Here is a 12,062-nt window from a genome sequence, read left to right as displayed (position 1 = left end):
CGGAAACCTCTCTCACGGAGACTGACACCCATGAACGTGCCTGATATCCGCGTCGAGAAGGGCAACGCCGACCCGGAGGAAGTCGCCGCCATAACGGCGGTCCTCCTGGCCCGCGCGGCCGCCCGGCCGACCGCCGACGACACCGAGCAGACCCACCGGGGCCGCGCCAAGGCCGGCTGGCGCCGCCTGGAGCGCGAGAACGGCTTCCGCGCCCCGCACAGCTGGCACGGCTAGGCCGCGCCGCTCAGCCGACAGCACGCGTAAGAGAAGGGCCCCTCTGCCTGAGAGGGGCCCTTCTCCGTGTGCGCCAAGGACTGCGGTCCGGTTCGGCACCGCCGGAAACCGCCGTCGGGGCCGAGCGCCGTCGCGGCGGGACAAAGAACGGGGCTGCGGCGGGTGCAAGGCGATGGAGCTACGCGTCGTGGCAAAAAGTTCGGGCCCCTTCGGAGAAGGGGCCCTGCACGCGCCCCTTCAGGGGCGCGGGGAACTGCGCGACAAGCCACGAACCACCGGCAGTCGACGAACTACCGCAGCCGAGCCATCAGCGCGTGCTCGACCAGCGTGATCAGCGCCGACTTCGCATCGGCACGATGCCTCGCGTCCGTCGTGATGATCGGCGTGTCCGGTCCGATCTGGAGCGCCTCGCGGACCTCTTCGGGGTTGTACGGCTGGCTGCCGTCGAAGCCGTTGAGGGCGACCACGAAGGGCAGACCGCTGTTCTCGAAGTAGTCGACCGCGGGGAAGCAGTCGGCGAGACGCCGGGTGTCGACCAGGACGATCGCGCCGATCGCGCCGCGTACCAGGTCGTCCCACATGAACCAGAAGCGGTCCTGGCCGGGGGTGCCGAACAGGTACAGGATCAGGTCCTGGTCCAGGGTGATGCGGCCGAAGTCCATGGCGACCGTGGTGGTCGTCTTGTCCCCGGTGTGGGTGAGGTCGTCGATGCCGGCCGACGCGGACGTCATCACGGCCTCTGTGCGCAGCGGGTTGATCTCCGAGACGGCACCGACGAACGTGGTCTTGCCCACGCCGAAGCCGCCCGCCACCACGATCTTCGCAGAGGTGGTGGAGCGGGAAGGACCGCCGCTAGAGCTTGCGAAGTCCACTGAGCACCCTTTCGAGCAGTGTCACGTCTGGCTGGCCGCCGGCGCTCTCGTCGCCGCCGGGCTGATGGATGGCGACCAGGCCCGCCTCCGCCAAGTCGGCGACGAGGATCCTGGCCACGCCGAGAGGGATGGTCAGCAGGGCCGAGATCTCGGCCACCGACTTGATCTCCCGGCAGAGGTTGCAGATCCGCTGATGCTCGGGCAGCTGGCCCTGCATCTGGTGCGGCTGCGCGGTGGTGTGCACCAGCGCCTCGATGGCGAGCTGGTACCGCGGGCGGGTCCGGCCACCGGTCATGGCGTACGGACGCACCAGGGGGTTGTTCGACCCCGAAGCCGGGGACGGCTCGGGGCGGCGCTGCGGCTGTACCGGCTGGATGCGCGGCGCCGGAGGCTGGTCGTACGGCGACGGGCCGGGACCCTGCGGTGCGTACGGCTGCCGGTGGCTGGGCGTGGAGGGGAAGTTGTACCGGCTCGCGGAACCGTCGCCCTGGCCCTGTGCGGGGCCGTACGACCAGTTGCCGTTATTCGAACCGCCTGGGGGTGTTGCCACTTTCTCTCCTCCTCCGACCGTGCCGGGCACCCATCCTTGTGGAGCCGCGTCCCGAAACCTTACGGCCCCGGGACGCGAAAACGCACCGTCTGACTGTTAGTTGAGAAGGCTTCCTTGGAGTTCCTGACGCAGATCCGGGGTAAGAACCGTGCCCGCGCGGTCCACCAAAAGGGCCATCTCGTACCCAATCAGGCCGATGTCGGCCTCCGGGTGGGCCAGGACCGCGAGCGAGGAACCGTCGGAGACGGACATGATGAACAGGAATCCCCGCTCCATCTCCACAACCGTCTGGTTCACGCTGCCGCCCTCGAAGATCCGGGAGGCTCCGGCCGTCAGGGACGTCAGGCCGGAAGCGACGGCCGCGAGCTGGTCGGCACGGTCGCGGGGGAAGCCTTCGGACATCGCCAGAAGGAGTCCGTCGGCGGAGACCACCACCGTGTGGGACACCCCCGGGGTGTTGTCCACGAAGTTGGTGATCAACCAGTTCAGGTTCTGTGCCGCCTGGCTCATCGGGCTCACACTAACGCTCCTGGTTGTAGGTGCTGTCAGGACCGAAGCCCTGGCCGTTCGTTTCACTGCCTGCGTTGCGTCCGCGCTCGACGCCGCGACGCAGGTTGCTCAGCCTGCCCCGGATGTCCTCCGGGGCTCGGGAGACCTGTGGGCCTCCCTGAGGGGTGCTCTCGGCGGCTCCCTCGACCAGGTTGGCCTTGGGTACCCGCCTCGGCAGACCGGAGGAGGTGACCCCGCCCGCCTTGGGTTTGCGCAGAGCCGAAGCCTGCTGCCAGCGCTCGTCGTTCTGCGAACGCCAGGAGTTGTCGCCGCCCGGCTGCGGGGCCGAGGCCGTCGGCGCGGTGGCGGCGGCCGCGGCCGGCGCGCGGTGCGCGGGACCCGTGCCGTTCGAGCCGCCCGTGGCGCCCCCGGTGGAACCCCGGCGAGGCAGTCCCGCGTCGGTCAGCTGGTGGCCGACGGAGGGGGCCGTTCCCGGACGGTCGAAGCCTACGCGGTTCCGCTCGTCCACGTCACCGGCCTGCGCCGCCTCCGCTTCCGGAGCGTACTGGGCCGGGTAGCCGTTCGTGTAACCGTCCTGCTGCGGCCAGTCGTCCTGGTAGGGCTGCTCGCCGAAGGCCGGGAACGCCTCCGCGGCGGTGGCCTGCGCGGTCGCGGGCTCCTCCTGGACCGGCTGCTGGTAGGCGGGCTCCGGGTAACCGCCGTTCACGGAGAACGTGTCGGTCGAGAACGTGTCGTTCTGCGGCAGGCCGCCGTTCGGCGCGTAGTACTGCTCTTCGTACGTGCTCTGCGACTGCTCCTGGTATGCCGGCTGTCCGTCGAAGCCCGCAGGCTGCTCCTGGAAGCCCGTACCGTTCGTGCCGTAGCCCTGGCCGCCGCTGTCGAACTCGTCGACGTACGCCGGGATCTCGGCGGTCTCCTGGGGGGACTGCGGGGCCTGCGGGAGCTCTGCGCCCTGCGTGGGCTGCGCCTGGGCCTCCAGGGCCGCACGGCGCTCCTCGCGCATCAGGGAGCGGCCTACGGGGTCCAGATCGCGGATGTCGTCGGGGACCTCCACGTAGCGGCTGTCGTCGAAGCCGAGTTCGGCCGCCGTACGCATCGGCTGGAGCTGCGGCTGGCTGAAGCTCTCGGCCTGGAACTGCTGCTCCGGGATGATCTGCGAGACCGTGAACTCGTCGCGCTCCAGCGGCTGCTCGCCGCCACCGCCGTGGGTGATCGCGTCCGGCAGCATGACCAGCGAGGTGGTGCCGGCCTGCTCGCCGGAGGGGCGCAGCTGGACCCGGATGCCGTGCCGGTCGGACAGCCGGCCGACCACGAAGAGGCCCATGCGCTGCGAGATCGCGGCGTCCACGGTCGGCGGGTTGGCCAGCTTGTGGTTGATGTCCGCGAAGTCCTCGGCGGTGAGGCCGATGCCCTTGTCGTGGATCTCGATCATCACACGGCCGTCGGGGAGACGGGTCGCGGTGACGCGGACCTTGGTCTGCGGGGAGGAGAACGTGGTGGCGTTCTCCAGGAGCTCGGCGAGCAGGTGCACGAGGTCGGTGACCGCGCGGCCGTGGATCTCGGCCTCCGGGACGCCGGAGAGCTCGATGCGCTCGTACTGCTCCACCTCGGAGGAGGCGGCGCGCAGCACGTCGACCAGCGGGACCGGCTGGTCCCAGCGGCGGCCGGGCTCCTCGCCGGCGAGGACCAGGAGGTTCTCGCCGTTGCGGCGCATACGGGTCGCGAGGTGGTCCAGGCGGAAGAGGTTCTCCAGCTGGTCCGGGTCGGCCTCGTTGTTCTCCAGGTCGGTGATCAGGGTCAGCTGGCCCTCGATCAGCGACTGGTTGCGGCGCGAGAGGTTGGTGAAGATCGCGTTGATGTTGCCCCGGAGGAGGGCCTGCTCGGCGGCGAGCCGGACGGCCTCGCGGTGGACCTGGTCGAACGCGCGGGCGACTTCGCCGATCTCGTCGGTCGTGGTGATCGGGATCGGGGCCACCCGGGTGTCGACCCGGCCGGGGTCGGTGCGGGAGAGCTGGTCGACCAGCATCGGCAGGCGCTGCTCGGCGATGCCGAAGGCGGCGTTGCGCAGCTGGCGCATCGAGCGGGACATCTGGCGGGCCACCATGCCGGCCAGGATGAACGCGGCGAGCAGCGCGACCATGACCGCGGCACCGGTGATGAAGGCGTCCGTCTTCGCGTTGTCGGCGATGTCGGAGGCCTCGCTCACCGCCTTGTCGGCCATGTCCGACTCGATCGTGCGGTAGGCCTGGTACTTGAGGGTGTTGACCGTCCACCAGTTGTCGGCGGTGATGCCCTGGGCGGCCAGCGCCTGGCGGGTGCTCGCGTCGGTGTTCGGCAGCGTCGCGAGCGCCGAGACCATCGCGTTGTCCTTGGTCGGCGGGGCCACGTAGTTCGGGTCCTTGGCCTTGGCCTGCTGGACCAGCGTCGCGCCGTCGGTCTTGATCTTCTTTTCGAGGTCGGTCAGCTTCTGCGCGTCGGCCTCGGTGCCACCGCCGACGTACTCCTCGACGGCGATGCCCTCCAGGTACGCGTACGAGGAGAGGGCGACCCGCTGGGTGGCCAGGTTGCCGGCGTCCGGGCCGGGCTTGACCAGCAGGTGCATGCCGATCGACCGCTCCAGCGACAGGGACGCCTTGGTGAGCGCGATGGCGTAGACGGTACGGCCGTAGGAGGTGATGTTTCCGGTGCCCAGACCGAGCTCGTTGGCGAACTCCATCAGCGGGTGGGCGACCAGGGTGTAACCCTCTTCGGTCTTCACACCGCCGAGCTTGCTGGTGTACGCGGCGGCACGCAGGTTCGTGAGGGTGGGCTCCGCCTCGCGGAACAGCTTCAGGCGGCGCTCCAGGCCCGGCTTCTGCGGCATGTTCTGCGCGGCCGCGTCGAAGGCGTCGGCGGCCTTGTCGGTCGCGGCGCGGGCCTGGGTGACGGTCGCCTTGTCCTTGTTCAGGAGCAGCGGTGCCGCACTGACGTCACGCTCGTTGTACAGGGCGTCGCCGTAGGTGAGGGCGGCACGGACCAGGCGCGCGGTGTTCTCCGCGTCCCGGGCCTCCTGCCAGGTGTCGATGGAGCTCTTCACCTGGAAGCCGCCCATGATGAGGCCGACGACCACGGGTATGAGCAGGATCGCGTTCAGCCTGGTCGGCACGCGCCAGTTCCGCGGGGAGAGGCGGCCGCCGCTCTTCGCGGGCGCGGCCGGTGGTTCCGCGGCTGGCACAGGGGTGGGCGCCGCAGCGCGCGGCGGCGGGGTGAAGTTGCCCCGCGCCGACGGCTCGGGACCGTTCTTGCTTCGCCTCACTCGACCAACAACCTCTCGGCGGCGGGCACCTGTCGTCGTGCCGCAGTCTCTCAGAGCCCGGTGTGTCTCAGACCACTACTCAGTACGTCTTTGACTAATAGGCAGTTCAGGCATTCCAGCACGTAGGCCGGTGCACTTCCAAACAGTCCATTGGGGCAGAGAGCGCCGATGTAAGCCCCAGATAAAACGGTCATAAAGAGCGAGCCCCGCCAAAAGGCGGGGCCGTTGTGAGCGCAGCGGCACCGCTTGACCGCGACGCGTGGCGATACCACTGCATTCCTCTGCCGAAACGTTATGAACACCGGAGCCGACCGTGTCAAAGGCCACAGTCGGCTCCGGTTTCCGTACCGCAACTGCCGTACATGATGACGGACTTGTCTACGACGACCTGGCTACCGCAGGCGCGCCATGAGGGCGTGCTCCACCAAGGTGATCAGCGCGCTCTTCGCATCGGCGCGATGCCGGGCGTCGGTCGTGATGATCGGTGCGTCCGGTCCGATCTGAAGCGCCTCGCGCACCTCTTCGGGGGTGTACGGCTGGTGTCCGTCGAAGCCGTTGAGGGCTATGACGAACGGCAGGCCGCTGTTCTCGAAGTAGTCGACCGCCGGGAAGCAGTCGGCCAGGCGCCGGGTGTCCACGAGCACCACCGCGCCGATGGCACCCCTGACCAGGTCGTCCCACATGAACCAGAAGCGGTCCTGACCGGGTGTGCCGAACAGGTACAGGATCAGGTCCTGGTCGAGCGTGATGCGGCCGAAGTCCATGGCCACCGTGGTGGTGGTCTTGTCCCCGGTGTGGGTCAGGTCGTCGATGCCCGCCGAGGCGGACGTCATCACGGCCTCCGTGCGCAGCGGGTTGATCTCGGAGACCGCTCCCACGAACGTGGTCTTGCCGACGCCGAAGCCGCCCGCCACCACGATCTTCGCGGAGGTGGTGGCCCGGCCTCCGTCAGAGCTTGCGAAGTCCACTGAGCACCCTTTCGAGCAGCGTCACGTCCGGTGCGCCGCCGTTGTTCTCGTCGCCGCCCGGCTGGTGGATGGCGACCAGGCCGGCCTCGGCGAGGTCGGCCACCAGGATCCGGGCCACACCCAGCGGCATGGCGAGCAGTGCCGAGACCTCGGCCACCGACTTCACCTCGCGGCACAGGTGGCAGATGCGCTGGTGCTCCGGGAGCAGCCCCATGAGCGCTGCCGGGTCGGCCGTCGTGCTGATCAGCGCCTCGATGGCGAGCTGGTAGCGCGGCCGGGTCCGGCCGCCGGTCATCGCGTAAGGACGTACCAGCGGCTGGTCGCCCTCGTCCCCGTACGGCTCCGCGTACGGATCATGAGAGGCGGTGGGCGGGGTCATCGTTCCTCCGGGCGGGACAGCAAGTCGGTCAGTCGTGCCGTCGGACGTGGCCGGTGGGGGGAATGTGGCGGCCGGACGGTGATTTGGTGAGGTGGGTTGGATCCTGGCGGTCAGTGGAGCAGACTGCCTTGCAGTTCGGCGCGCAGGTCGGGCGTGAGGACAGCGCCCGCGCGGTCGACCAGCAGAGCCATCTCGTAGCCGACGAGACCGATGTCGCACTCGGGGTGGGCCAGCACGGCGAGGGACGAGCCGTCGGAGACGGACATCAGGAAGAGAAAGCCGCGCTCCATCTCGACCACCGTCTGCGCCACGTTGCCGCCCTCGAAGATCCGGGAGGCCCCGGCCGTCAGCGAGGTGAGACCGGACGCGACGGCCGCCAGCTGGTCGGCACGGTCACGCGGGAAGCCTTCGGACATCGCCAGAAGGAGACCGTCGGCGGACACGACGACGGTGTGGGACACCCCGGGGGTGTTGTCCACGAAGTTGGTGATCAACCAGTTGAGGTTCTGTGCCGCCTGGCTCATCGGACTCAACTAACGCTCCTGCTGGTGAGTGGGGCTCGGGAAGCTGCCGGTCTGCGGGCCGGGTGCGGCCTGCCTGCCCTGCGCGATACCCCGACGGAGATTGGTCAGCCGGCCGCGGACGTCATCAGGCGCACGCGAGACCTGCGGACCGGTGTGGTGCTGTTGCTGCTGGGCCGTGCCCGGGACGAGGTTCGCCCGGGGCACCCGGCGCGGCAGACCGGAGGTGGTGACACCGCCCGCCGCCGGCTGCCGGACGCGCTCCGCCTGCCGGACGAGGTCGTCGTTCGGGGAGGTGCGCCAGGCGGCCTGGGCGGGACGCTGGGGGGCCGCGGCCGCGGGGGCCGGCGGCTGGGAGGGCACCGGCGGGACCGGCGGAATCGACGCCGCCGAACCGTTGCCGTTGCTGCTCTGCGGGTGCTGCTGCTCCTGCTGGCCGCCGTGGAACCAGTTGGTCTCCAGCGTGTCGTACAGCGGGGTGCGACCGTCACCGGGGCCGGTGGCCGGCGGTAGCGCCTCCGGCTCCTGGCGGACCGGCGGCGCGGCCGGGACCGGCGGACGCTGCGGCGCACCGAAGTCGATGCCGCGGCCGTTGGTCCCCGGGCGCTCGAACTGGCCGGTGCTGTGCTGGCCGCCCGCCGGGTAGCCGTTCTGCTGACCGGGCAGGGAGTGCTGCCCGGTGCCGCCGTCGTAGGACGGCGCGGCGAACTGGCCGGTGGAGCCGTTGTCGTAGGCCTGCGGCGCGGCGAACTGCCCGGTGTTCTGGGAGCCGTTCTGGGAGCCGTTGTGCGGAGCGGCCGGAGTACCGAAGACGTCGGAGCGGACGAACTGGCCGTTGTCCTGTTGACCGTTGACGTTCGGCCGCGGGAAGGAACCGGTGTCGTGCTGACCGTTGACGTTCGGGCGGGGGAACGAGCCGGTGTCGTGCTGGCCGTTCACGTTCGGGCGCGGGAAGGAGCCGGTGTCCTGCGGGCCGGTCGTGCCCGGCCGCGGGAACGAGCCGTTGTTCTGCGCGCCGTTCGGCGTGTTGAAGTCCGGGCGCGGGAACTCACCGGTCGCCGGAGCCTGCGGGATCGCCGGCATCTGCGAGGTGGCGCCGAGGCCCTGCCGGTCGTCGATGCGGGGCATGGACGCGGTGTGGGTCGGGTTCTGCTCGTCGTGGCCGCGCGGGGTGTCCAGCGAGGCACGGGAGAGCGGCGGCTGGGCGTTCTCGTCGCTCCAGCTGGGCCGGCCCGCCGGCGGGTTGCCGCCGGGCAGTTCGGCCCGCGGGCCACCGCGCGGCGGCAGCTGGGGCTGACGGCCCTGGTCGGAGGAGTTCGCGGAGCGCTGCGGCGGGACCGGGGCACGGTTGCCGAAGGCGTCCTGGCCACCGAAGGAGTCCTGCGGGTTGCCGAACGCGTCCTGGCCGCCGAAGGCACCGCCACCGTTGTTCGGCCGGCCCTGCTGGCCGCGCGCACCGCCCGGCGCACCGCCGGGACGGCCGCCGTTCGGACCCGCGCCGGGCAGCGCGGCCCGGGGACCCTGGCCGGTGCCGACCTGGCCGCGCGGACCCGCACCGGCACCGAGCAGTCCGCCACCGGAGGGAGCGCCCGAACCGAGGGCGCCACCGCGTCCGCCGGCCGAACCGGCGGCACCGCCGAGCGCCGGGGCGGGGGCACCCGCGCCGAGCGAACCGGTACCGCCGCCCTGGCCGTTGCCCCGCCGGGCCGCGGCCGCACCGGCCGCGGCCTGCGCGGCGGCCGGACCGCCGGTCGGCGCCGGGGCGCCGGGCTTGCCGGGAGCGGGCTTCTTGCCGCCCTGGGCGACGTCGACCGGGAGCATGACCAGCGCGGTCGTACCACCGGAGTCGGACGGGCGCAGCTGGATGCGGATGCCGTGCCGCTGGGACAGCCGGCCGACCACGAAGAGGCCCATGCGGCGGGAGACGGAGACGTCCACGGTGGGCGGCGAGGCGAGCCGCTCGTTGATCGCCGCGAGGTCCTCGGGGGAGAGGCCGATACCGGTGTCGTGGATCTCGATCAGGACCCGGCCGTCGGGCAGCGCGTGACCGGTGACCTTGACCTTGGTCTGCGGAGAGGAGAACGAGGTGGCGTTCTCCAGCAGCTCTGCGAGGAGGTGCACGAGGTCGTTGACCACGCGGCCGGCCACTTCGGTGGTCGGCACGGCGGCCAGCTCGATGCGCTCGTACTGCTCCACCTCGGAGGCGGCGGCGCGGAGCACGTCGACCAGCGGGACCGGGCGGGTCCAGCGGCGGCCGGGCTCTTCACCGGCGAGGACCAGAAGGTTTTCACCGTTACGGCGCATACGCGTCGCGAGGTGGTCGAGCTTGAAGAGGGAGGACAGCTGGTCCGGGTCGGCCTCGCGGGACTCCAGTTCGGAGATGAGCGAGAGCTGACGCTGGATGAGGCCCTGGGAGCGGCGCGAGAGGTTGGTGAACATCGCGTTGACGTTGCCCCGCAGCAGGGCCTGCTCGGCGGCGAGGCGGACCGCCTCGCGGTGCACGTCGTCGAAGGCCGCGGCCACCTGGCCGATCTCGTCCCGGGAGTGCACACCGACCGACTCCACGGACGTGTCGACGTCCTGCGGGTCGGACTCGGACAGCTGCTTGACCAGCTCGGGCAGGCGGTCCTGGGCGACCTTGGTGGCGGTCTCCTGGAGGCGGCGCAGCGAGCGGATCATGGAGCGGGCCACGATGAAGGCGCCGACCAGCGACACACCGAGCACCAGCAGGATCAGCGCACCGGAGATGATCGCGGACTGCTCGGAGGAGGCACGCAGCTCGCGGGCCTTCTGCTCCATGTCCTCGAGCAGCGTGTGCTCGATCTTCTTCATCTGGTCGATCTTGGTCGAGCTGTCGTCGACCCAGTCGAGGTAGGAGCGTTTGCTGAGCTCGTTCAGACCGTTCTGGGCGCCGAGCGCACGCTTGGCGTAGGTGTCCGCCGCCTCGATCGTCGGGTTGTTCCCGTCGATCGGGCTGAGCAGGTCGGCCGCGTTGCCGGCGTAGATCTTCCGGAAGATCGTCAGCTCGGAGGTCTCGCTCTCCTGGGCGGACTCGCCGTAGAGGCGGTCGTTCTCGGAGAGGTCGCCGGGGCTCGTGCCGTTGGCGGGCAGGGCCGCGGCGATGACGGCGCGCTGTACGGACGCGTACTCCTTGGCGGTGGAGAACGCCGCCAGGGCGCGGGTGCGCTGGATCATCTCCGGGTTGCTGGAGGCCTGCGCCATGTCCTGGGACAGGTCGATCAGCTGGGTGATCAGCCGGTGGTAGGCCTCGACCGTCTGGGTCGAGTTCTCGTTCTGCTGGTAGGCGTCCTTGCGGATCTTCGCCAGGTCGTCCAGCTGGCCGGCCAGACCGACGAGGCTGTCGCGGACGCCCTGGAGCTGACCGTTCTTGCTCGCGGTGTCGATTTCCTCGGAGGCGTTGAGGAAGTTGTCGCGGGCCCGGTCGGTCTGGTCCTCAAGACCCTTGATCGCGGGGTTCGTGGGCGACCCGCCGTGCGCCAGCGGACCGGCCGTCTTGTCGCGCTCGGTCTGGAGCGCGGTGGCCAGCTCGGTCGCCTGCGTGGTCATGTCCGTCAGCAGCTGCATGTTGTCGAGCTGCTGGATGTCGTCGAGCGACTGGTTGATGCGCACCGCGCCCAGCGTCGTCGCCGCCACCACGGGGAGCGCGAGCAGCGACACCAGGCGCGTGGAGATACGCCAGTTGCGCAGGGCTATGCGCGAGCCCGGGTTGGACGGGCCTCGTACGGCCCTGGCGGTCGGAGCCGGACCGGCGGCCGGCTGGGGGCCCGAAGACGCGGACACGGCGGGGCGCCCGGAGCGCTCACCGCCGTCACCACCACCGCCGGCCGCAGCCGGACCAGGGCCCGGGTTCTGGGCGTGCTGGGGCGAGGAACCGCGGTCGGTCCCGCCGTGCGCCTCCGGCTCTGCCGAAGCGCTGCCATCCCTCTTGAAACGTCCCTGCACTAGCGTCGCAACCTCTGGACCAGGCGCCCCTCCGGGAACGGAAGGACACGGTGTCGGCGTTGTACGGGGAGCGCCCTGAATACGCCCCCTGATGGTCGTGAGTGTGACCGGCGCTGGCTCCCCCTGTCTCGCCGCCACTCGGCGCTGCTGTGCGCCTCTTCGCGCCGGTTCGATCCTGCGGCGGTTCCGTGGAATTCCAGCACAGTGCCGGATCTCCAACAAGGGCCGTGGACCGAGCTGTGACCTCCGTGACAGCGCGTGAGTGACACGTTACGAGATGTGGAAGCCGATCGCGTACATAACGGACGTATGCCTGTCAGTCGATGGCGTCCGGACCGTGTCCCAGTCGCCATGATCAGGAGCGGAATGACAGCTTCAGTCGGTCAATGTCCGTTTCGTTGCGGTGAGTTGTCCGCCGGAAATGACCGTTTTGACCCTCGCTCCGTGAGCAAACTCACACGCGGATCACAGCCTCCCGGCGGCTTCCGCCGGGAATTCGATGTTTAGCCTGACGCTTTACAAGAGGGACGTCTCTGCCAACCCACACACGACGGGGTCCACTGCAACCGTGAAGACGACGATGCTGTTCCGCAACATAGCCAACCCCCGCCGCACCACCCTCGCCCACCTCAAGGACGCCGAGGAACTCCAGACCCCCGAACTGCCCGAGCACTCCCTCGACCTCCCCGCCCAGACCGCCAACCCCCGGCGCACGATCCTCATGGAGATCCCGGCCGGGACCTCGGTCGGCGAGTAGTACGCGTCAGGAC

The 12,062-nt window shown here is 70.3% G+C and carries 10 protein-coding genes; 2 read left to right on the top strand and 8 right to left on the bottom strand.

The genetic code is table 11. The features are described from left to right. The first annotated feature begins 30 nt into the window (after nucleotides 1-30). Nucleotides 31-234 (top strand): acyl-CoA carboxylase subunit epsilon, encoded by a 204-nt coding sequence (locus IEZ11_RS19715; RefSeq protein ID WP_189264102.1) that lies wholly within the window; start codon nucleotides 31-33, stop codon nucleotides 232-234. A gap of 290 nt (nucleotides 235-524) precedes the next feature. Here the strand turns inward: IEZ11_RS19715 and IEZ11_RS19710 are convergent, their stop codons facing one another. The 8 genes from IEZ11_RS19710 to IEZ11_RS19675 form a co-directional block, all read right to left on the bottom strand. Beyond that, entirely contained in the window at nucleotides 525-1,106 is a 582-nt protein-coding gene (locus IEZ11_RS19710) for a GTP-binding protein (protein ID WP_123973912.1), read from the bottom strand. Further along, complete coding sequence (locus IEZ11_RS19705) at nucleotides 1,087-1,656, bottom strand: DUF742 domain-containing protein (RefSeq protein WP_189264101.1); 570 nt, start codon at nucleotides 1,654-1,656, stop codon at nucleotides 1,087-1,089. The genes IEZ11_RS19710 and IEZ11_RS19705 overlap by 20 nt, the downstream gene beginning before the upstream one ends. A 96-nt stretch (nucleotides 1,657-1,752) precedes the next feature. Further along, complete coding sequence (locus IEZ11_RS19700) at nucleotides 1,753-2,166, bottom strand: roadblock/LC7 domain-containing protein (protein ID WP_093825739.1); 414 nt, start codon at nucleotides 2,164-2,166, stop codon at nucleotides 1,753-1,755. Nucleotides 2,167-2,176: 10 nt separating this feature from the next. Further along, nucleotides 2,177-5,461 (bottom strand): nitrate- and nitrite sensing domain-containing protein, encoded by a 3,285-nt coding sequence (locus IEZ11_RS19695; protein ID WP_189264100.1) that lies wholly within the window; start codon nucleotides 5,459-5,461, stop codon nucleotides 2,177-2,179. Nucleotides 5,462-5,853: 392 nt separating this feature from the next. Continuing rightward, entirely contained in the window at nucleotides 5,854-6,429 is a 576-nt protein-coding gene (locus IEZ11_RS19690; protein ID WP_046729249.1) for a GTP-binding protein, read from the bottom strand. After that, complete coding sequence (locus IEZ11_RS19685) at nucleotides 6,410-6,808, bottom strand: DUF742 domain-containing protein (RefSeq protein WP_019058642.1); 399 nt, start codon at nucleotides 6,806-6,808, stop codon at nucleotides 6,410-6,412. Before IEZ11_RS19685 ends, IEZ11_RS19690 begins: the two co-directional genes overlap by 20 nt. Nucleotides 6,809-6,918: 110 nt before the next feature. Continuing rightward, the gene (locus tag IEZ11_RS19680; protein ID WP_003973453.1) at nucleotides 6,919-7,332 is read right to left on the bottom strand and encodes a roadblock/LC7 domain-containing protein; all 414 of its coding nucleotides are present in this window, start codon (nucleotides 7,330-7,332) and stop codon (nucleotides 6,919-6,921) included. A 9-nt stretch (nucleotides 7,333-7,341) separates the two neighbouring features. Beyond that, nucleotides 7,342-11,292: a sensor histidine kinase gene (locus IEZ11_RS19675; protein ID WP_189264099.1), complete on the bottom strand. Its 3,951-nt coding sequence runs from the start codon at nucleotides 11,290-11,292 to the stop codon at nucleotides 7,342-7,344. Between the two features lie 568 nt (nucleotides 11,293-11,860). Between IEZ11_RS19675 and IEZ11_RS19670 the strand changes: the two genes are divergently transcribed. After that, nucleotides 11,861-12,049 carry a hypothetical protein gene (locus IEZ11_RS19670; RefSeq protein WP_189264098.1) on the top strand — a complete coding sequence of 63 codons (189 nt, stop codon included), beginning with the start codon at nucleotides 11,861-11,863 and terminating at the stop codon, nucleotides 12,047-12,049. Nucleotides 12,050-12,062: the final 13 nt, after the last annotated feature.

The sequence above is a fragment of the Streptomyces fuscichromogenes genome (assembly GCF_014645815.1).
Classification (GTDB): domain Bacteria; phylum Actinomycetota; class Actinomycetes; order Streptomycetales; family Streptomycetaceae; genus Streptomyces; species Streptomyces fuscichromogenes.
Note: the sequence above shows the minus strand (reverse complement) of the source record. Positions and strands in the feature narration are given on the sequence as shown.

Coding starts and splice junctions, on each gene's coding strand:
- IEZ11_RS19715 (WP_189264102.1), top strand. CDS start 31: ATGAACGTGCCTGATATCCGCGTCGAGAAGGGCAACGCCGACCCGGAG.
- IEZ11_RS19700 (WP_093825739.1), bottom strand. CDS start 2,166: ATGAGCCAGGCGGCACAGAACCTGAACTGGTTGATCACCAACTTCGTG.
- IEZ11_RS19685 (WP_019058642.1), bottom strand. CDS start 6,808: ATGACCCCGCCCACCGCCTCTCATGATCCGTACGCGGAGCCGTACGGG.
- IEZ11_RS19680 (WP_003973453.1), bottom strand. CDS start 7,332: ATGAGCCAGGCGGCACAGAACCTCAACTGGTTGATCACCAACTTCGTG.